This window comes from Pseudomonas sp. WS 5011, from assembly GCF_012985775.1.
GTDB lineage: Bacteria > Pseudomonadota > Gammaproteobacteria > Pseudomonadales > Pseudomonadaceae > Aquipseudomonas > Aquipseudomonas peli.
The window spans coordinates 476,989-499,652 of the sequence record NZ_JAAQXA010000001.1; the positions used below are offsets into that span (position 1 = coordinate 476,989).

Annotated in this window: 11 protein-coding genes and 1 other RNA gene; 10 read left to right on the forward strand and 2 right to left on the reverse strand. The window is 55.2% G+C overall.

Annotated features, from left to right (window positions below; genetic code table 11):
* Positions 1-45: 45 nt before the first annotated feature.
* The 3 genes from lldD (at position 46) to HBN63_RS02335 (ending at position 4,350) form a co-directional block, all read left to right on the forward strand.
* Positions 46-1,200 carry an FMN-dependent L-lactate dehydrogenase LldD gene (gene lldD, locus HBN63_RS02325; protein WP_170048226.1) on the forward strand — a complete coding sequence of 385 codons (1,155 nt, stop codon included), beginning with the start codon at positions 46-48 and terminating at the stop codon, positions 1,198-1,200.
* Between the two features lie 25 nt (positions 1,201-1,225).
* On the forward strand, positions 1,226-4,033 hold the full coding sequence (locus tag HBN63_RS02330; protein ID WP_170048227.1) for an FAD-binding and (Fe-S)-binding domain-containing protein: 2,808 nt from the start codon (positions 1,226-1,228) through the stop codon (positions 4,031-4,033).
* A gap of 71 nt (positions 4,034-4,104) precedes the next feature.
* The gene (locus HBN63_RS02335) at positions 4,105-4,350 is read left to right on the forward strand and encodes a hypothetical protein (protein ID WP_170048228.1); all 246 of its coding nucleotides are present in this window, start codon (positions 4,105-4,107) and stop codon (positions 4,348-4,350) included.
* Positions 4,351-4,377: 27 nt separating this feature from the next.
* On the opposite strand, the gene HBN63_RS02340 is transcribed toward HBN63_RS02335, so the two are convergent.
* A complete protein-coding gene (locus HBN63_RS02340; protein ID WP_170048229.1) occupies positions 4,378-7,293 on the reverse strand; it encodes an ATP-binding protein in 2,916 nt (971 codons plus the stop codon).
* A gap of 147 nt (positions 7,294-7,440) precedes the next feature.
* Here HBN63_RS02340 and ssrA point away from each other — a divergent pair.
* The 7 genes from ssrA to HBN63_RS02375 all read left to right on the forward strand — a co-directional run bounded on the left by ssrA (position 7,441) and on the right by HBN63_RS02375 (position 22,087).
* Positions 7,441-7,832: a transfer-messenger RNA gene (gene ssrA / locus HBN63_RS02345) on the forward strand.
* A gap of 99 nt (positions 7,833-7,931) precedes the next feature.
* Positions 7,932-10,346 (forward strand): site-specific integrase, encoded by a 2,415-nt coding sequence (locus tag HBN63_RS02350; protein WP_170048230.1) that lies wholly within the window; start codon positions 7,932-7,934, stop codon positions 10,344-10,346.
* Between the two features lie 182 nt (positions 10,347-10,528).
* Positions 10,529-11,788: a tyrosine-type recombinase/integrase gene (locus tag HBN63_RS22130; protein ID WP_170048231.1), complete on the forward strand. Its 1,260-nt coding sequence runs from the start codon at positions 10,529-10,531 to the stop codon at positions 11,786-11,788.
* A gap of 278 nt (positions 11,789-12,066) precedes the next feature.
* A complete protein-coding gene (locus HBN63_RS02360; protein ID WP_170048232.1) occupies positions 12,067-13,590 on the forward strand; it encodes a replication endonuclease in 1,524 nt (507 codons plus the stop codon).
* Between the two features lie 616 nt (positions 13,591-14,206).
* Positions 14,207-19,081, forward strand: coding sequence for a type ISP restriction/modification enzyme (locus HBN63_RS02365; protein WP_170048233.1), 4,875 nt, complete (start codon positions 14,207-14,209; stop codon positions 19,079-19,081).
* Positions 19,082-19,127: 46 nt separating this feature from the next.
* A complete protein-coding gene (locus HBN63_RS02370) occupies positions 19,128-21,203 on the forward strand; it encodes a DUF262 domain-containing protein (RefSeq protein WP_170048234.1) in 2,076 nt (691 codons plus the stop codon).
* A 158-nt stretch (positions 21,204-21,361) separates the two neighbouring features.
* Positions 21,362-22,087 carry a hypothetical protein gene (locus HBN63_RS02375; protein WP_170048235.1) on the forward strand — a complete coding sequence of 242 codons (726 nt, stop codon included), beginning with the start codon at positions 21,362-21,364 and terminating at the stop codon, positions 22,085-22,087.
* Positions 22,088-22,478: 391 nt separating this feature from the next.
* Here the strand turns inward: HBN63_RS02375 and HBN63_RS21680 are convergent.
* On the reverse strand, positions 22,479-22,664 hold a 186-nt coding region (locus HBN63_RS21680), incomplete at its 5' end, for a hypothetical protein (protein WP_223181859.1).

Sequence of the window (22,664 nt, forward strand, 5' to 3'; positions counted from 1 at the left end):
CATTGGCGTTTTGCTGCAAACCCTTTTTCCTGCTTGGGTGACTCCATGATCATTTCTGCCTCCACCGACTACCGCGCCGCCGCCCAACGCCGGCTGCCGCCGTTTCTGTTCCACTACATCGACGGCGGTGCCTATGCCGAGCACACACTCAAGCGCAACGTCGCCGACCTGGCGGACATTGCCCTGCGCCAGCGCGTGCTGCGCAATATGTCGGAACTGAGCCTGGAAACCCGCCTGTTGGGTGAGACCCTGAGCATGCCGGTGGCCCTGGCCCCAGTCGGCCTAACTGGCATGTACGCCCGCCGTGGTGAAGTGCAGGCTGCCAAGGCCGCCGCCGCCAAGGGCATCCCCTTTACCCTGTCCACCGTTTCGGTGTGCCCAATTGAAGAAGTCGCGCCGGCCATCGACCGGCCGATGTGGTTTCAGCTGTATGTGCTGAAAGACCGCGGCTTTATGAAAAACGCCCTGGAACGCGCCAAGGCTGCTGGCGTCACCACCCTGGTATTTACCGTGGATATGCCGGTACCCGGCGCACGCTACCGCGATGCCCATTCCGGCATGAGCGGGCCGAACGCGCCGCTGCGGCGCATGTTGCAAGCCATGACCCACCCACGCTGGGCCTGGGATGTCGGCCTGCTCGGCAAGCCCCACGACCTGGGCAATATCTCCGCCTACCGTGGCAACCCCACGGGCCTGGCCGATTACATCGGCTGGCTGGGCAACAACTTCGACCCGTCGATTTGCTGGAAGGACCTGGAATGGATTCGTGAATTCTGGGACGGCCCGATGGTGATCAAAGGCATCCTCGACCCGCAGGACGCCAAGGACGCCGTGAGCTTCGGCGCCGACGGCATCGTCGTGTCCAACCACGGCGGCCGCCAACTCGATGGTGTGATGTCCAGCGCCCGCGCGATGCCGGCAATTGCCGATGCCGTGAAGGGCGATCTGGCCATTCTTGCCGACTCCGGCATCCGTACCGGCCTGGACGTGGTGCGCATGATCGCCCTCGGTGCCGACACGGTGATGCTCGGCCGCGCCTTTATCTACGCCCTGGCCGCCGACGGTGGCGCAGGCGTGAGCAACCTGCTGGATCTGATCGAGAAGGAAATGCGCGTGGCCATGGTGCTGACCGGGGCCAAATCGATCAGCGAGATCAATGCCGACTCATTGGTGCGCGAACTGCACCACGCCGCGTCCTGACGCTGCCTCTAACTTCGGAGCCTGCATGAGCCTGCCCAGCGCATTTCTCACCGCCGTCGAACGCCTGATCCCTGCTGAGCGCCGTTTTGACGACCCGCTGTCGACCCTGGCCTTTGGCACCGACGCCAGCTTCTACCGGTTGATCCCCAAGCTGGTGGTGCGTGTCGAGGCGGAGCTGGAAGTGGTTGATCTGCTCAAACTGGCCAGCACCCATCAAGTGCCGGTGACCTTCCGCGCCGCCGGCACCAGCCTTTCTGGGCAGGCCATCAGCGACTCGGTGCTGATCGTGCTGGGCGATAACTGGAACGGCCGCGAAGTCCGCGGCCAAGGCAGCCAGATCCGCCTGCAACCGGGGGTGATCGGTGCTCAAGCGAATGCCGTACTCGCGCCCTTCCAGCGCAAGATCGGTCCAGACCCGGCGTCCATCAATGCCTGCAAAATCGGCGGCATCGTCGCCAACAACGCCAGCGGCATGTGCTGCGGCATCGCGCACAACACCTACCACACGCTGGCGGGCATCCGTTTGGTGCTGGCCGATGGCACGGTGCTGGACACCGAAGACCCGCTTAGCGTGACGCGCTTCTTTTCCACTCATGCGGACCTGCTGGCGCAACTGAACGAGCTGGGCAAACAGACCCGCGCCAACAGCGCGCTGGCCGCAAAAATTCGCCACAAGTACCGCCTGAAAAACACCACCGGCCTGTCGCTTAACGCCCTGGTGGATTTCGACCAGCCGCTGGATATCCTCAGCCACCTGCTGGTCGGCTCCGAGGGCACCCTGGGTTTTATCAGCGCGGTGACCTACAACACCGTGCCGGATCATCCGCACAAGGCCAGCGCCCTACTGGTGTTCCCCGATGTGGAGAGCTGCTGCCGCGCCGTCACCCTGCTCAAACAGCAGCCGGTGTCCGCCGTGGAACTGCTCGACCGGCGCAGCCTGCGCTCGGTGCAGGACAAACCCGGCATGCCGGAATGGGTCAAGGGGTTGTCGGATAGCGCCTGCGCGTTGTTGATTGAATCGCGCGCTGCCAGCCAGAGCCTGTTGCACGAGCAGCTGCAACTGATCATGGCGTCCATCGCCGACTTCCCCCTGGAAAAGCAGGTGGATTTCAGCGAAGACCCGGCCGTTTACAACCTGCTGTGGAAGATCCGCAAAGACACCTTCCCTGCCGTCGGTGCCGTGCGCCAAACCGGCACCACGGTGATCATCGAGGACGTCACCTTCCCCATCGAACAACTCGCCGAAGGCGTCAACCGCCTGCTCGCCCTGTTCGATAAGCACGGCTACGACGAGGCGATCATTTTCGGCCACGCCCTGGAAGGCAACCTGCACTTCGTGTTTACCCAGGCCTTCGAAACGCCTGAGCAGATCGCTCGCTACTCGGCCTTTATGGACGACGTGGCGCAGCTGGTGGCGGTGGAGTTCGGCGGATCGTTGAAAGCCGAGCACGGCACCGGACGCAATATGGCACCCTTCGTCGAGCTGGAGTGGGGCAATGACGCTTACCAGCTTATGTGGCAGATCAAGCGCCTGCTCGACCCCAAGGGCATCCTTAATCCGGATGTGATCCTCTCCGAAGATCGTGACATCCACCTGAAAAACCTCAAGCCGCTGCCGGCCGCCGACGACATCATCGACAAGTGCATCGAGTGCGGTTTCTGCGAGCCGGTCTGTCCGTCGAAAGGGCTGACCCTGAGCCCGCGCCAGCGCATCGTGATCTGGCGTGATATCCAGGCCAAGAAACGCGCCGGCATCGACACCCGCGAGCTGGAGACGGCCTATCAGTACCAGGGCGTCGACACCTGCGCCGCCACCGGCCTGTGTGCCCAGCGTTGCCCGGTGGGCATCAACACCGGCGACCTGGTGCGCCAGCTACGCGCCCGCGACGCCAACAGCCCGCGCAGCGCCGACTGGTTGGCGAATAACTTCCACCGTGTCATGCAGGGCGCGCGGCTGATGCTGCATGTGGCAAACGGCGCACGCATGCTGATGGGCGCACCGCTGCTTAGCCGCACCTCGGCGGCGCTTAGCAAGGCCAGCCAGGGTCGCGTACCGCAGTGGACGCCAGCGATGCCGCAACCGCTGCAGCGGTTGCGACTGCCAACGGCCAATGACGATACGCGGCCACGGGTGGTCTACCTGGCCGCCTGTGTATCCCGTGCCATGGGCCCGGCCGCCAGCGATAGCGAGCAAATGCCATTGCTCGACAAAACCCGCGCGCTGCTGGAAAAAGGCGGTTTTCAGGTGGTGTTCCCGGCGGAGCTGGACAGCCTCTGCTGTGGCCAGCCCTTTGCCTCCAAGGGTTATGCCGAACAAGCCGAGCGCAAGAAGCAGGAGCTGATCGACGCCCTGCTCAAGGCCAGCCGTGGCGGCCTCGACCCGATCTACTGCGACACCAGCCCTTGCACCCTGCGGCTGCTGCAGGATGGCTTGGACACCCGACTGAAGCTGCACGACCCGGTGAAATTTATCCGCGAGTACTTGCTCGACCGTTTGCAGATCACCCCGCAGAACAAACCCGTGGCGGTGCATGTCACCTGCAGCACCCAGCATCTGGGCGAGGCCCAGGGCCTGATCGATATCGTTAGGCGCTGCACCTCAGAGGTGGTGATTCCCGAAGGCATTCACTGCTGCGGCTTTGCCGGCGACAAGGGCTTCACTACGCCCGAGCTGAACGATCACGCCCTGCGCAGCCTGAAGTCCGCCGTGCAATATTGCGAAGAAGGCATCAGCACCAGCCGCACCTGCGAAATCGGCCTGAGCCAGCATGGCGGTATCGATTATCACGGGCTGGTCTATCTGCTGGATCGGGTCAGCCACGCCAGGCCTTGAGTGACCAACGGCCCGGTCGCCGAGCTAGGGCTTTCTATACTGAAAGCCCTACCAATCGCTGGAGCCTTGTCATGCACCGTCTTGCCACGTTCCTTGCAACCGCACTCCTCAGCACGTCGCTCTGGGCCATGCACTGCCCAGCGGATATGGCCAAGATCGATGGCCTGCTGAAAACCGACCCACCGAGCGACGCCACGGTACTCGCGCAAGTGCAGCAGCTACGCGCCGAAGGCGAAGCCCTGCATAAAGCCGGTAACCACAGCGAATCGGTCAGAGTGCTGGGCGAAGCGCTGCAACTGCTCAAAGCCAGCGAATAACCCGAACAGCGGCAGAGCAGGCGCTGGTTAAAGCGCCTGCCCTAACAAGCTGAGCGCCACGCGGCGCACCTGCGCCAGGTCAATCGGTTTGGCCAGGCAGGCCTGGGCGCCGCGCCGACGCGCTTCGGCAAACACTGCCTCATCCGCCGCCGCACTGATCACCAACACCGGCACCGCCTGCAACCGAGGGTTAAGGCGCATGGCATCCAGCACCTGCATACCGTCGCCATCGGGCAGATCCAGATCGAGCAACAGCAGGGTCGGCGTGCATTGCTCCAGATCAGCCAGCGCCCGCTGCACCGAGCCGGCGCCACGCACCTCGGCAAATTCACGCAAGGCTTCCTGAACCACCTTGAGGCAGGCAGGGTGATCTTCCACGCACAGTACCTCGGCCAGCTGCCTGGGCTGCTCTGACACAGACTCCTCATCAGCAGCCGGTTGTGCCGCCGGAGCCGCAGCGCCGGGCAGGTCAATCCAGAAGCGACTGCCCACACCGGCACTGCTACTAAAGCCCATTTCACCGGCCATCAAAGCGGCCAGCTCGCGGCACAGCACCAAGCCAATCCCGGTACCAGGAATGCTGGAGTTCTCACGCCCCAGACGCTGGAACGGCTGAAACAGATTGGCTTGCTGCTCGGCTGTCAGCCCTGTGCCGTTGTCCTCAACCCATAACCGCACGCAACTGGAGCGTACCTCATAACCCATGCGGATAAGGCCCTGCGGGCTGTTGTACTTGATCGCGTTGGACAGCAGGTTAAGCACTACCTGGCGCACCCGGCGCATATCCGCCTGCACATACAGGCCGGCGTCGGCGTCAGCCAGCACCTGCAGCTGCAACTGACGTTGCTGCACTTCAGGCTGCACCAGCTCAGCGCAACTGTGCAGCAGCGCGCCCACCCCCACAGACTCCAGCTTGAGTTGCTGACGGCGGCTTTCGATGCTCGACAGGTCGAGAATGTCATCCACCAGTGAGGTCAGGTGCCGACTGGCATTGACGATCTCACGGGCGTAATCGCTCTCCAGCTTGGCTTCGGGTTTGTCCTGCGCCTCCATCTCGATCAACTGACCAAAGCCATAAATCGCATTAAGCGGCGTACGCAACTCATGGCTCATGCTCGACAGAAAGCGACTCTTGGCCTGGCTGGCGGCCTGAGCGTCCAGGCTCGCGCGGCGCAGGTCCTCCTGCACCTGTTTAAGGCGGGTGATATCCACATGGGTGCCGGCCACGCGCAGGGCTCGGCCCTCGCTGTCACGCTCCAGCACCTTGCCGCGACTCAGCAGCCAGACGTAATGGCCGTGAGCATCGGCGTAGCGGTATTCGGCCTCAAAACGGTCCTCGCCACTGCTGGCGAACAGTTGACGCAGGTGGCGAATACGCTCCAGATCATTGGGGTGCACACGCTGATTGAACTCACTGAAGGTGATGCTCGGCTGCGTGAGACCGAAGCGCTTGAGGAAGCGCTCACTCAGCGTGATGCTCATGCTGTGCGCTTCAACTTCCCAGAGGCTTTCCGTGGTGCTTTCCAGTACCAACTGAAGAATCCGCTGCGCTTCTAATCGCTGCACTTCACTGGCCTGCAGTTGCTCACCCGTCTGCTGCACCGCTGTGGCCATACTCATCAGTTCATCAATCTGGCTGGACGGCGCACTGGGCTGGTAATGGCCCTGCCCCAGCTCGCGCATCATCCCGACCACCCCATCCATCGGCTGCACCAACTGATCACTGAGCCGCCGTGAACGCACCCACATCAACGCGAAGAACAGCAGATAGAACAGCCCTAAACCGACAATCAGCAGGTAACCGATGTGCAGGTAACGCTCCGCCAGGCGATTGGTCTCACTGAAAATATTGGCCTCATCGACCACCAACAGCAGCTGCCAACCCGTTTGCGGAATCTCGCTCCAGGCAATCAACTGTTTGCGACCACCAAGTTCAACTTCCTGCACATTGCCCTGGCCTGCCGCCATGGCCTTCAGCAACGGCTGCATCTCGGTGCGTTTGGCCAAGTTGAAGTCTTCAGGCTTGAGCACTTCACGCCGCACCGCCTCGGCATAGGAGTACTCGGTCAGCTCGCGCAGGCCAAAATCCTCTTCGCCTGCGCGCGGCAAGGCCATGATGTTGTGATCGCGGCTGACCAGCATGGCGTAACCGTTCCAAGGCACATCCAGCTCACCGATTTCCGCGAGCATCTGCCCAACGGTGATATCCAGGCCCACAACCCCTTCGAGAAAATCACCACGGTACACCGGCGCCACGGCCGACATCATCCAGCCCATGCCTGCCGGGTCGAGGTAAACGTCGGTCCAGGCCACCTTGCGCTCAGGGTTGTGCTTGGCGTCAGCCAGGTAATAGAAGTTGTAATCGGGTATCACCATGTCATGGGGATACTGCTCGGGCGTCATAAAGAAGGGGTAAATGCGGTTGTAGCTGTCCCAGGTATTGAAATAGGCCGCTGCCACCCGCGGGTTGGCAGCCTGGATTGAGCGCATCAACGGATCGAGCTGCGACAGGCGTAACGCTTTGGCGTGGTCCTGCTTGGCCAGCGGCGTGCTGTTGGCATAAAACGAGGCCGCGCGGCCATCATCGCTGCGGCTGTAGAACACCCCGCTGTCCGTCAGCGCATGCCGCTGACGCTCCAGCGCATCAGGCTCAAACGTGCGGTTATCCAGAGCATTGAGTGCCGCATCACGGAAAATTTGTACCTGCGCTTCAACGGAGCGCAAACGGCCATCGATCACCTGACCTTCACGCACCACCGCAGCAGTCAGGTCATCCAGTGCGCTCTGCTGCAAATGCTCAATTTGCGCATCGCGAATTGCGGCATTACTCAACAGGTAAACCGTGATCAACACCGACTCGACCAGAATCAGCGGTATCAGGGCACTCTGCACAAAAGCGCGCCAGATCCACTGACGCAAAGGGTAACGCGACGCGCGCGGCATACGAGGGTCTCATCCTGAAGGCAAGGCGAATGTGCAGGATGCAATCATAGCCGGCAAGCACCCTAAACGTCCGCCAGGCAATTGCTGGGTCGACGCTGTGGAACCTTTGGCGTAAACTCGCGTCCAAGTACCAGCGACACAAGTTTCGGGGCCGATTAGGATTCGACGCCGGTAGCGAAGCTCTAGGTGCATGCCGACTTGGTAACAGAAGTCGTAAATCCACTGTTGCAACTTTCTATAGTTGCCAATGACGAAAACTACGAGGGCTACGCTCTCGCTGCGTAAGCGGCGCGACTAGTCCTTCTGGTAGCTTCGGCTCCAGCGATCACTAGGGGATGCCTGTAAACCTGAAGTGATTGTCATGCAGAACAGGATCGCCGCGTAGTACGTTGTGGACAAAGCGGCTAAAACTTACACAACTCGTCCAAAGCACCCTGCCCGTCGGGCGGCTGCGGATTAACTCAATAGACACGGCTAAGCATGTAGTACCGAAAGTGGAGAACTGGCGGACGGGGGTTCAAATCCCCCCGGCTCCACCAATCCATGTCAGGAAGCCCTCTAAAACGGGGCTTTCAGACGGTTAGGACAAAAGTAGATATCGCGCAGTCCCACTGCAACCCTCTGGGTAGATATCTACTATGTCCAAGCCAACCAAGCACGACCGCCCAACTCACCTTGCCTGTTCCGGTAAGGCATTCCAGTATTACCGCACCCTCCCGGAAAGCTTTCCGCGAGCAATCGGTACACCCAAACAGATCCGCTGGGCACTCGGCAGCAATCTCGCCATAGCCAAGCTCTGCACCTACAAGCTCAACCTGGCGTTCGATAATTTAGTCTCAAACGCTCTCATGCATAGCTGGACTGGCCAACGTGCTTTGCAAGCTCTTGAGAGCATCCGCAAAGAGCATGTGCAACACCTTCAGGGTCTCGTTCTGCCGCTAGGTGACCTGCCTTCGCCCCACCGCCTTACCTCCTCCGATCTTTCCGAAGGCTACCAACACCTGAACCTAGCCATGAAGGATGGTTACGGAGTTGCCATGGGGCGAGACGGGAGATACCGCCTGAAAATCAAACCGAGCGCCGAGTTACTCACACGCTGCCTGATCCATTTCAATCGCCTCGATTGGCCACTGGACACCGATGAGCTTGAAGTAGCGTGCTGGAGAGCTGCCTACATCTATCAGGCGCTTGCTGCGCTGGAACGGTGGTCGGGCAATGGAATGCTCTATCCGTTGCATGGCCACCGCGTAGTGGTACTCGCGCTGCATGACTACCTCACCTACATACGTGAAAGCCATGGAGTGGGCTTGCAAACGATACCATCGAGCCTGCCGCAATCTGTTTCAGACCTACTGAAGCACCCGCCACTAGATTCCCCCTACCGCCCGAAGCACCTCAACTGCCTGCACATCTGTCAGGACGCTGAAGGCTTCTTTATTCTCGAAATGGATTTCAGTCCTCTGGGGATAACCGGGGTGACTCACAAGCTGAACCTGAAGTGTACCTCCGTGATCGTGGTTACATTGGCGATCTCATTCCTGATGCACGAGTTTGGGGAGATCCTTACTTGCTTGGGGCAAGCCGAGCATCACACGCACGATTTATCATCCAAAGCTGTGCATCAAATTGAGGAGCTGCTCAGCCGCCATCTCGATCTAGAACATGGCGATAAACCGCTCGATGCGTTACTACTTCAGTCGTCTGAAAGCCCCCCTGAAACAATTGATCCGAAGATCTCAGCAGCCATCACAGCGATGGCCAGCCTGCTGCCCAAAGCACAGCAAAATGCACTGCAACAACTGCTCGATGCCCCACCCCCCGTGTACAGCGGCAATGAGTTGCCCAGCAGGGCGCTTCGCTTTGGTGAAATGGTCAAATCCTTCAGCAGCCAACAAGATCGCGAGCAGACTTGGTCGCACCCCAGAACTCGCCAGCTCAACCACTCTCGTCTCGAGGTGCTGCTCGAGATCGTAGGCGCAGATCGGGTCGTGTCGACACTGACGCGGGCGGAGCTCATCCGGATCAGGGACTCGATACGGCTGTACCCACGCAATCGAAACAAACTTGTCGGATATCGGCAGACACCACTTCATGAAGTGATCACCCAAGGCAACTACACCCCGATCAATCCCAGAACAGGGAAGCAATACTTCGAGTTGCTGCAACGAATACTTCGATATGCCCGCGACCATGAGTTGATCGCTGAAGACCAGAGCAACGGACTCACCTTCAACACCAAGGGAGCCCCTAACGCCCGTCGACGCACCTACAGCCACGGCCAGATCGAGAAATTGCTGCAGGGGCCCGTCTATACCCTCACACAACCAGAACGCTGGCGATTGGATGACTACAAGTTTTGGCTACCACTCCTTGGCCTTTTCCAAGGCGCACGGCTCAACGAGCTGTGCCAGCTTCGCGTAGAAGATGTGCGGCAAGAGCAAGACATCTGGATCATCAGCATCAACGATCAAGGTGGAAAGCGGCTTAAAAACAGTGGAAGCTCTCGCGACATTCCGCTGCACGTTGCCGTGCTCAACGCTGGATTTCTCGAGTTTGTCCAGCAGCGTCGAGCTGAGCCGGGAAGCACACCAAAGACACAACTGTTCACAGGCTTGCCCTCCTATGGCATTGGCTACAACAGCCATATCGCCAGCAAATGGTTTCTGGGCAACAGCTCAAATAGCGCAGGTTATTTGGCTCAGTGCGGACTCGCTGAAGATCAGCTCACATTCCATGGCCTTAGGCATAGCTTCGTGACTCAAGCACGTAACCAAAATCTCAACATTTTGGTTGTGAAAGCGCTCGTAGGTCATATCGACAGCAGTGTCACCGGTGGGTATGGAGATAGCTACCCGCTATCAGTGCTAAACGAAGTTCTGCAGCAAATTGACTATAAAGTCGGGCTTCAGCATATCCATTACCAACACTATGAATGGTTAAAAACGTTGCAGGGAAAAGTCTCTAGAACAAGCACAGCCCCCACCCAACACAATACCACTCGTCGGAAATCGAACAATTGGCGGTACCACTTGCCATATAGCTCTGAAAGCTAAGAGGTGATTATGTTTGCCTTATTTTATTAACCTTTGTGATGGTTGACTCCGGAATTATTGACAATTTGTCAATTTAAAGAGAATCGCGCCTACCAAATAAGTCATTGACGCTCTCGGATTGGATAATTAACTTCTCAATCCGAGAGCTGCTCACTTCGAGCAGATACCAATAAGGAATCTCGGTGCAATTCACAACTAATACTCAAGCGCCATCATTGCGCATTCCATTTATCGATGGCGTAATTGTCGAGATCCAACCAGGATATGAGCACTTAATTACCGACATGTGGGAGCCACTGACATCTGCACGAAGCGCGCTCAATGCAAAACAGAATCCCATTTTGTTAAGTGACTATATCGACAATGTAATTGATCGACGAATCAGAGAGTCCGCCTGCGCCCCAAAACAGAAGATTCAACTAAAGAATCGCTCGAATAAAATAAAAGAATTATTAACAGGAACTTCAGAGTCTAGAAAAGCGAGTTCTCTATCGCTCAACGACACCTACATTCTGACCAACCAACTACACAACAGACTAGAAAGATCGCACACAGATAGCAATCAAGGTGAAACACTAAATACTTACTATCGCCTATTCAATTACATTGCAAAAGAAGCATTTAAAGATAGGCTAATTCCACTGGAACTAAAAATATCATGTAATGATAATAAAAAATCAACCGCAACCCTCCCCTTCAATGAACGCCATCTCACTAACATTTTCAGCGGATGGATGTATCTTGATTACAACATACAAAGCCACAAAATAAACCACAATGCTGACTCTTGGAAATTCTGGCTTATTCCGCTTGGGTTATTCAGCGGCGCACGCCTTAATGAGCTTTGCCAATTGCGAAACGAGGATATAACTAGCGACGAAAATGGTCTCACCACGATACATATAAATAATTTCGGATTTAACAAAGCAGTGAAAACAGATGATTCCATAAGGTACATCCCAGTCCATCAGAAGCTCATCGACATGGGGTTTATTCAATTCCATAAAGAACGAATTAAAGCGTCCGGCCCAAGTGGACTCCTATTTCCCGAACTAAAATATAATCCCATGAGTAGATACTCTCGAACTCCCAGCCGCTTTTTCAGCGGAAAAAGTAAAGGTCAAGGATATATAGGTTTAGTTGATGAAGACTTGAAACAGGCTGGCTGGAGCTATCGTAGCCTTCGACGAACTTTCGCCGATTGCTTGAAGAAAAATGGCGTACCACTTACCTCGATTGCGATGCTACTAGGGCACATGCAAGTCGAGGCCAAAACCACCTCAGACCATTATATTGGTGAGCCGGATAGTTATGTGCTAAAACGAACACTAGGAAATGGGTTGAAGTTCAATATTGACCTTAGCAATGTTCATTGGGAAAATTTCAAGCCCCTTTATGAGCGCCATTTGAACCGCAAAACGAGGGGGCGAGCTCCTAGCTAAAAGAGCTTTTCCTCTAGGATGGACTTGATTCGCACACACCTCACGACGAGGCCCGCATGATGCGCAATCCGAGCACTTAAAAGCCAGCGACAAGCTGGCTTTTATAGCCCCATCAGAATACGAGCCTGCTCCCTTAACTGAATATCCGCGTCTACTGCGGCTTAAATATTAATTCAAATATATATTTCCAGTCATAGTAATCCGAAGTAACATCCACCTGCGTACGACACGCACCTCATTTAATACGGCACGACGCCTCTCACTGAGAAGCCCTTGTCGTGCCTGCACAAAACAACTCACAATACAAAGCCCCCGCCATTGGTGAGCTGATTACTCTTGGGCTCGCAGAGTTAAATAGAGTCGCTTGGCGAATTGCGAACAAACACAAAGAATTGCTCTCGCAACTGAAGCAGTCGGAAGTCGCAAACTATGCCAGCAGAGATCATGAGTACGATGTAAATGTATCCACCATTTCAAGCTGCTCAGCAGAAAACCAAGTTAAAAGACTAGCTGACTCTAAATTTTGGCGTGCCAAAATCAGCCAAATTGCTGACTTTCGTCGTGAGCACAAGGCTATGCTTGAAGGTCGACTAGGGTATGGCAAGGAACTGTTCTGCTCAGACCTAACTTTCAAAATACATAAACAACGTGAAATAGCACTCACTTCATACCTTGCAAAACAAGCGACCAGGGATGCTTTCGACGCCGACTTCCAGCTTGCTGAAATCATCAACGCAGCAAACAGAAAGCGCGTTAGCGAATACTATTTGTTGATCAAGGCAATGGAGCAACTCGCCTTAAAGCGCAGCTTCAAATGGATGATGCTCACCCTTACATGCCCCCCGAAATACCATTCCAACCCAGAGGTCGGACAGAATTCATTCAGTGGCGAATCACCGGACGCTGCATACAAATACCTTAGTGAGTTATGGAGAAAAATTCAAAAGCACTTAGGGAAGAGCTACGAAGCCTACGTCGACTACTTTGGTTTAAGAGTCACCGAGGTTCATCTTGATGGATGCCCTCACTGGCACATTCTAATATTTTTCAAAGCAGGCTTGGAAATAGAACTTGAAAAAAAGCTTCGTAATATTTTTGAAAAAGAAAGCTTGAGACCTAGTGGATACTTTGAAGATAACAAAGATAAGATAATTGTAATGGCTAGAGAAAGCAGCGGAAGTCTGTTATCGAAAGCCACGCCGGCGTCCTACATGTTTAAATATCTTGCCCTTGCACTAGCATCCGATGGCAAGGATACAACGCAGGCACAAGAGCTTGCAAAAAGGCATCGATGTGCCATACGCGCTGTTCGCAAGCGCGCAGTCCAGTCGATAGGCATGGAAGGCATCCTAGCGAAACTACGGCTTGTAAAGTCTTCACTGAAAAACGCCAACACTCCAGAAACCATTAAACAACTAGCGCGTAGTTTAATGGTCAGCAAAAATGATCCAGAAAGGCGCGCCAAGCAGCTGCTGGCGCTGACATCATTCATCGACGTTGATCATACTCGACTAGAGCTGATCCGAGAGACTTATACAAACCGCTACGGTGACGAGCTACAACGAAATTCAACGATTAGTATAATAAAAACAAGAATTGAAAAAACCATACTCTCTAGAAAGGGGGCAGTTGCGCATAATTATACAAGTATAAAGAAGAGATTCTCGGCGTCAGATCTGCAAGACAACTCTCTACCCAAAACGGATCAAAACTGGCTTGCCGGCCCGTCCAAAGTCACTTGCTGGCTCACTCGGAAAAAGACCCGCGCACCGCCCTGGCTAGGTTTAATTCTTCAAGCCTAACCTCAGCTCGATAGACATATAGCCAGGCTCAAGGCCAGCAGTGAAACGTTGAGCGCGCTAACGGCGACTAGCAGATCATCGACGATCCTCGCGACACCATAGCGCGGAGTCACTTTCAGATAGCGCGTTGAAGTGCGCCTTACCAAAGTCGATCTTGGCTTTCTTACCATCTCGCAGTTCATCATCGAACAGGCCGATCTTATCTCCCACGGCGGAGGGCAGCCGTTCGGCTGTTACCCTATTCAACCAGCACAGCCCAGCCTGGGCAGTAGCTGCATAGTAAGTTTACACCCGGAACCAGCCAGGAAATTTGGTGTACACCTGGTACTCCAGAGTAGGCGTGCTTAAGGGGCAGAACCGATCTGATGAGCAGCGCTATGGAGCACCGTCAGGGCTTCATCGAAATCAACATCATGCACGGCAGACGACCGCAGATGTGCGTGTTTGTAGGTGGGCAAAGTTAGGTGGTTCGGCCAACGTCAGTGAGCAGAGACAAACCCCACTAGATCTCGTATCTCCTGGGGTTTCTTTTGGCTGCTCAAAGAGACGCCTATTGATAGACTGGAAAAATTTAGCGCCTGAGATCTGCGCTAGCTGTATTCAAAAGGAATTCGTAATGTCCGCCCTCTCCGCACTGCTCGACACCTACCGCGCCGCCTCAGCATCCGAACGCGAAAAAGGCACTTACTTCGAAGAGCTGATATGCGCCTACCTGCGCAACGAAGCCACCTATCGCGATCTCTACGACAAGGTTTGGATGTACGGCGACTGGGCAAAAGAACAAGGGCTGGATGGCCGCGATACGGGCATCGACCTGGTGGCGCGCACTCAGGGCACGGGCGAGTACCACGCCATCCAGTGCAAGCTGTACGCCGAGGATTACCGCGTCCAGAAAAAGGACATCGACAGCTTCTTCACCGCCTCGGGCAAGGCACCATTTTCGCATCGCATCATTGTCACCACAACCAACAACTGGAGTGAGCACGCCGAGGATGCCCTACAGGGCCAGCAGCCCGCTGTCAGCAAAATCGACCTGCAAGCCCTGGAAGACAGCCAGATTGACTGGGCCACGTACCAGCCCAACCAAGCTGTTGCCCTCAAGGCGCGCAAGCAACTGCGCGATCACCAACAAACCGCACTGAACGCCACCGCCGCCGGCCTCAAAGATGCGGAGCGCGGTAAGCTGATCATGGCCTGCGGCACGGGCAAGACCTTCACCAGCTTGAAGATCGCCGAACGCCTGGCTGGCAAGGGCAAGCGTGTTCTGTTCCTGGTGCCAAGTCTGTCGCTGCTATCGCAGACCCTCACCGAGTGGACGCAAGAAAGCGAAACCCCGCTCCATAGTTTTGCCGTCTGCTCCGACAGTGACGTAGGCAAGAAGCGTAAAGCCGACGAAGACACCGTTCAGGTGTTCACTCACGAACTGCGCTACCCAGCCACCACCAAAGCGGATCGCCTCGCAGCGGAAATGCTCAAGCGTCACGATGCCGAACACATGAGTGTGGTCTTCTCCACCTATCACTCCATCGACGTGATCAGCCGCGCCCAGCACGATTTCGACTTGGCAGCCTTCGATCTGGTGATCTGTGACGAAGCGCACCGTACTACTGGCGCAACCTTTGGCGATGATGACGAAAGCGCCTTTGTGCGCATTCATGACGCGGACTACATACGTGCCGCCAAGCGTCTATACATGACGGCCACACCACGTATCTACAGCGACAGTGCTGAGATTAAAGCTGAGCAAGAGAACGGCAAGCTCTACGGTATGAATAAGGAGGAGTGGTATGGCAAAGAACTGTTCGTCATCAACTTCTCCGAGGCTGTTCAGCGCGGCCTGCTTACCGACTACAAAGTGCTGGTACTCACAGTTGAAGAGAGCGTCATCAGTCGCCGCCTTCAAGAGCTGCTGAAGGACGAAGATAACCAGCTCAAGGTGGACGACGCCGCCAAGATCGTCGGCTGCTGGAAGGCGCTGGCCAAACAAGGGCTAGCTGAAAACCTGGTGGGTGATGATCAGCCCATGAAGCGTGCTGTCGCCTTCTGCCAGGTTATCTCACCCAACTACAAGGGCACCAAACACAAGGTCAGCTCCATCAACATCGCCAGCATGTTCCAGTCGGTGGTGGAGGCTTACCAGGAGTCAGAAAACATCGACGAGGCCTCGCGCATCATCTGCGAAGCCGCACACGTCGATGGCGGTATGAATGCCAGCCAGAAAGAAGCCAAGCTCAACTGGCTGAAGGAAGAGCCCCCAGCCAATACCTGCCGCATTCTCAGCAACGTGCGCTGCTTGTCTGAAGGTGTGGACGTACCAGCGCTGGATGCCGTGCTGTTCCTCACCCCGCGCAACTCACAAGTTGACGTGGTGCAATCCGTTGGCCGGGTGATGCGCAATGCTCCGGGCAAGAAGCGCGGTTATGTGGTGCTGCCCGTGGTAATCCCTGCCGGCATGGAGCCTCACGAAGCCCTCAACGACAACCAGACCTACAAGGTGGTCTGGCAGGTGCTCCAGGCGCTGCGCTCGCACGACGACAGCTTCGACGCCATGGTGAACAAGCTCGATCTGATCGGCTCCGACCCTCGCAAGATGGAAGTCATCGCCATCACCGATAAGGCAGACAAGAAGGCGAAGAAAGCCAGCGGCACGAGCAACGGCCAAGCCGGCAAAGGCAAGTTCGGTATCGGTAGCAAAAACCACGATGCCGAAGGCCAGCTAACCCAGCAGGCCGAGATGACCTACGAAGTGGGCGAAATCGAAAAAGCCATCTACGCCAAGATAGTCGATAAGTGTGGCAACCGCCACCACTGGGAAGACTGGGCCAACGACATCGCCAAGATCGCCCGCACCCACATCGACCGTATCCAGGGCATCCTGGAGAACCCGGCCAATACACAGGAAAAGGCCGCCTTCAATGCTTTCGCCGCCGAGCTGCGCGACGACCTCAACGACAGCATCAGCGATGGCGAGATTGTCGAAATGCTTGCACAGCACCTGGTAACCAAGCCGGTGTTCGATGCGCTGTTTGACGAGTACAGCTTTGCCAGCCACAACCCCATGTCCAAGGCTATGCAGGGCGTGCTCGATGCGCTCCAAGAGCACCGCTTAGGCAAGGAGGTAGACACTCTAGAGAAGTTCTACGCCAGTGTCCGCCAGCGTGCGTCTGGCATCGACAGCGCGGCAGGTAAGCAGAAGATAATCGTTGAGTTGTACGAAAAGTTTTTTGCTAATGCTTTTCCTCGGACGCGAGACAAGCTTGGCATCGTCTACACCCCAGTTCAGGTAGTGGACTTCATCCTTCACAGCGTGAACCATCTGTTGCAACAAGAGTTCGGTCAGACCTTGGGCAGCAAGGGCGTTCACATCATCGACCCATTCACCGGCACCGGTACTTTCATCACCCGCCTGATCCAGTCGGGCCTGATCAAGCCCGAAGAGTTACCGCACAAGTACAAGCACGAGATCCATGCCAACGAATTGGTACTGCTTGCCTACTACATCGCTGCCATAAATATCGAAGCGGCCTATCACGGCGAAGTGATCGACGAGTACACCCCGTTTGAAGGTATCTGCCTGACCGACACCTTCCAGATGTATGAGAAGGACGATCTGGTGGATGCCCTGCTGGAGGATAACAGCGCCCGGCGCAAGCGGCAGAAGGAGCTAGATATCCGGGTGATTGTGGGGAATCCGCCGTATTCGGCAGGCCAAACCAGCGCCAACGACAACAATGCCAATGTGGCCTACCCATCGTTGGATGCGCGTATTCGAGATACTTATGCTGCTGGATCAGTAATGACTTCAGTTAGGCAGATTTATGACAGCTATATCCGCGCCATTCGCTGGGCCAGTGATCGTATTGGCGATGCCGGAATTATCGGCTTCGTCACCAATGCGGGTTTTCTTGAAGCCAATCAAGCGGATGGCCTGCGGAAGTGTCTGGCAGATGAATTCTCCAGCCTGTATGTGTTCCATCTGCGCGGCAACCAGCGCACCAGTGGCGAAGCCTCGCGCAAAGAAGGCGGCAAGATTTTTGGCAGCGGCAGCCGCGCCCCGATTGCTATCTCGCTGCTGGTGAAAAACCCCGACGCGCAGGCGTACGGAAAGATTTATTTCCATGATATTGGTGACTACCTAAGCCGTGAAGAAAAACTGGAAAAAATCGAACAGTTCGCCAGCGTGGCAGGCATCGAAAACTGGCAAAGCATTACCCCGGATGAACATGGGGATTGGTTAAAACAGCGCGACGACGGCTTCAACAATTTCATCGTTTTAGGCGACAAGAAGGGCGATGCGCCCAAGCTGTTTGATAGTTTCTCACTCGGAGTTGTGACCGGGCGCGACTCTTGGGCCTACAACTCCAGCCAGTCCAAGCTAGCGAGCAACATGGCCCGCATGATTGGCTTCTACAACGCCGAGGTAGAGCGCTTCAATGCGGTGCATCCTGGGCTGGATAGCAAGGCACGGCAGATCAAGGTGGATAGTTTCATTGATACCGATCCGACCTGCATTAGTTGGACGCGTGCACTGAAGCAGGACTTGGGCAAAGATCGCAGCTATGCCTACGAGGCCGACTGCCTAGTGCCCGGCCTATATCGCCCATTCACTAAGCAATGGCTGTACTTCAACCGCCGTTTCAACGAGATGGTCTACCAGATGCCGAGGATTTTTCCGTATGTAGAAGTGGAAAACTTGGTAATAAATACAACATCGGTAAACGGTCTTTTCTCTGTACTCATTGCCGATATGCTGCCAAGCAAGTTTGTTGGCGAAGATGTTGTCCAATGGTTCCCACTCTATCTCTACGACGAAGCCGCCCAAACCTCGAAAGATGACCTCTTTGCTGAACCTGCTGAAGGTGGTCTTCGCCGCCGTGAAGCCATCACTGATGCTGGTTTGGCTCACTTCTTGGCAGCCTATCCCCGCGAGCAGATCAGCAAGGAAGACCTATTTTATTACGTCTACGGCATCCTCCATTCGCCGGACTACCGTGAACGCTACGCCGACAACCTGAGCAAGGAACTGCCGCGTATTCCGGTAGTGAAAAAAGCCGTCGACTTCTGGGCCTTCAGCAAAGCTGGCCGCGCTCTGGCAGAGCTTCACCTGGACTACGAAACCGTCGAGCAGTACCCGCTGACCATCGAGGCCAAGGACACGCTCACCGATGCCGACTACCGCGTAGAGAAGATGAAGTTCGCCAAGAAAGGCGACAAGACCACCGTCATCTACAACCACCGCATCACTCTCAAGGGCATCCCCGAGGCGGCCTGGGACTACGTGGTCAACGGCAAGGCCGCACTGGACTGGGTTATGGAACGCCAAGCCGTGCGTACTGACAAAGCCAGCGGCATCGTCAACGACGCCAACGACTGGGCCAACGAAACCATGGGCAACCCCAAGTACCCGCTGGAGCTATTCCAGCGCGTGGTCACCGTGAGCCTAGAAACTCAAAAAATCGTCATGGCGCTGCCTGCTCTCGACATCGGCTAGGACAACTGACGCTACTGATTATTGAAACGCAGATAAGGAATTCAGCATGCAACCCAGCAAAGCTACGGTAACTAGCCTATTCAGCACCCCGCATCAGTATCAGATCCCGATTTTTCAAAGGGGTTATGTCTGGACGCTGGAGAAGCAGGTCGGCCCTCTGTGGATTGACATCCAAGACCGAGCAGATGCTGTGCTGGAGCAACAAGCGCTGGCATCTACCGGCACTACTGCGGCACTGAAGCCATTACAGAAGCACTTTTTGGGCTCCATTGTGATGACACCGGTTCCTAACAGTTTCGGCAGAGTGCCTGCCTTTGAAGTGATCGATGGCCAGCAGCGTTCCACCACGTTGCAACTCTTGCTGCTCGCCTTTCGCCAAGCTGCACGTGAGCTGATAGAAAATCCCATACCGCAAATGCTTGATGCTTTGGTGCGAAACCCTGGCCCTTACCAGCGCGAAGAAGACCATTTCAAGGTCTGGCCAACTCAGGCGGGGCAGGACGAGATGCGTCGCCTGAGTGAGGCGACAACTAGCATCAAAGAGATATGTGCCATGTATCCGGCACGAGATGGCCGCACAAAGCTTGAGCGGCCTTTGATGGTGCAGACGTACCTTTACCTCTACCACGCCTGTCTCGCCTACATGCGGGGTATCGATCTCTCCGATGTTGTAAACCCAACTGCAGACCCTACCTTTGGAGATACGCTGATAGCGGATATCCGCCGCAATAACGAAGTAGCGTCACTGCAACCGCACATGCAACTGGAGCCGGAGCGTGCCCAAGCGCTCTACATGGCTCTGTCCAACCATGTTCAGATCATGACGCTGACGCTTGAGGCCGAGGATGATCCTCAAGTCATCTTCGAAACACTCAACGCACGCGGTGAGCCGCTATTGGCGTCTGATCTGGTACGCAATTTCGTGTTCCTCGAAGCTGCTCGACAGGGAAAACCTGTTCCGCAGTTATACGAGCGCTATTGGAGCCCATTTGACCTTGTCGCGACCACTGGTAAAGGCGTTTCTGCGAATGCCTACTGGCGGGAAAAGGAGCGACAGGGGCGTCTGACCTATCCGCGTATTGATCTGTTTTTCTACAACTACGCGACTTTACGTAGCCAGGAAGTGACCCTCGCCAGCCACGTATTTCAGTCATTCAAAGCATGGTGGCAAAAACAGCCTCGTGATCTTGAAGGCGAACTGAAGCAACTGGTTACCTCCAGCCGCCACTTCCGGGAGCTGGTTTCTCCAGAGGGAACTGGGTACTTGGCTGAGTTTGCTCGGTTAGTTAAATCACTAGATGTGGGTACGGTTACGCCGGTTTATCTCGCACTGCGTGAGCGACTGGCAAGCGATAGCGACGAGTTAAAGCAAGCGCTCGGTGATCTAGCGTCCTATCTGACGCGTCGAGCGGTATGCGGATTGACTACCAAGGGCTATAACCGCTTTTTCATGCGCGTGCTTCAAGCCGTGACGGCGGCACCCGAAGCTCCGCACATGGCTCTTCGCACAGTGCTTTTAGCGGCAACAGCACCCAGCGAGGTTTGGCCAGATGACGCGCTCTTTAGCGACAAATGGCGCCATCGCCGGGTATACGAGGAGCTTCGGCCTTCCAAAACATGTGCTGTCCTTCGGGCACTTGAGTATGCAGCCCGTGGCTCCCAACAAGGGAGCAACCATGTACCAACCCAGTCCGATTTGACTGTCGAGCACGTATTACCACAGAGCTGGAAGGATCTCCCTTTTTACAAGGTTGACGATATGACTGAAGGACAGTGCCAACTCAGAGAGGCAGCTGTTCATAGCTTTGGGAATCTGACACTTCTGACTCAGCCGCTGAACAGCTCAATCAGTAATGGCCCCTTTGCTGACACCATAAGTGTTCAGGGCGAGCAGGTTCTAGGCAAACGTTCTCGGCTGGGTCAAAGCGCTCTGCTGCTTAATACTTACTTCCACCAGGCAGCACTTGCTACATGGGACGATTTGGCTATTGAAAATCGAGCGAAAGCCCTACTCAAAGCCGCGCTACTTGTGTGGCCGAAGCCGGTAGGCAGTACCGCTTCGCCCGTCGCGGTGGCATCGGCGATCTCCAGGTGCCCTGATCGAGACGTTTTGCCAAACTGAGGAATGGGCATTCAGTGTTGGTTAGCAGTGTACGAGCTACAGATTCAGTTCTGCTGACTGGCAAAGAAATTCGTGGGGTAGCAAGCTTTAGCCATGACCATATGTATGAGCTAGGGATGCTACGACACTTTGTGGGTTTAGCTCTTACAGGAAGTTTGATGCGAGTCGACACTGATTTATTGCCCAACATCAAGCGGGGCCTACTGGAAGGGGTTAACCATGAAGCTTTCAAACAGGCCGTCCTCGCTGGTCAGCCTGATGCAACCTACATTGTGGATGGCATTATTTCGTCTGAAAGCTGGTATCAGAGCAGGGTAAAGGTACTGTTTATTCTGAAGGAAACGAACGGCTATCCCGGTTTGAATATTGCCAAACTCATCAGGACGGCCATTGTCGACGATCCCAAAAGTAAGCTCTGGTGCAGACCGACATTCCATAACATCGGTCGCTGGGCCTTTGGCTTGCAACAGGCTGGTGAAAAAAACGCTGACTTCAAGGAAGCACACAGTAATCGAAAGTCCGCGCTACTTGCGTCGGCCTTTATAAACCTCAAAAAGACAACCGGTGGGCGGCGCGCTACCGTTGAGGTACGTCAATTTGCTGAGACTCATCGTGAATTTCTACGCGAGCAGATTCTTTCAGTTACGCCAGATGTGGTGGTAATGGGCGGGACATACGACATTATCAAAGCATGCATATTTCCTGAACTGGAAAAGGTATCTCATCGGGTTCACTTGCTTCACGGCTTACCGTTCATCAATGCTTTTCATCCGGCTTGCACGAAAGTCCGCAAAGCCCTCTACGAGCAAGTCCTGAATAGCTATCAGAACTACCGAAAGCAAGCCTTAGAGTCAGCCAGGCTCTCCGAGGAATGTCAGTCCTGAGCCAAGCCATCAGAGTAGGTATCAATCATAGCCGCTGATCAAAATGGCATCTGAGCGGCGTTACTCCTGGCCACCTCAATGCCTAGTTGATCATGTCGTGAGTTCGCAAGCTTTGAGTGTGGATCCGCATTCCACTTCTGCGAATTCACTCTTGTATGATGCGAATCCGCTCTCAATAAGTGTGAATCCAATGCATATCACTCTCCGGCATTGCGAATTCACTCTCTGACATAGTGAATTCGCATTCACACCCAGCAAACTATTAGTTATACATCGATCTTATTTTATAAAATCTCGCCCCGCACTATTGTTTTGCTTGAAGCTCATCATTAATCATATGCATATAGCGCTAAATAATAGCCAGTTGTGTCTATGGCAGACAATTAGCTACTCACAGCCCTTCGGGTGTTGCGTCAATAATAAAATTAATAGTTGGGTGCTTATGAATAACTGCGGATTCCACGGTCATCTGGCCACCCATTCCATGAGCATCTGACCACCGATTCCACGCTGATCCGGCCACCCATTCCACGCGCATCCGGCCACTGATTCCACGGCCATCCGGCCACTCAACCGG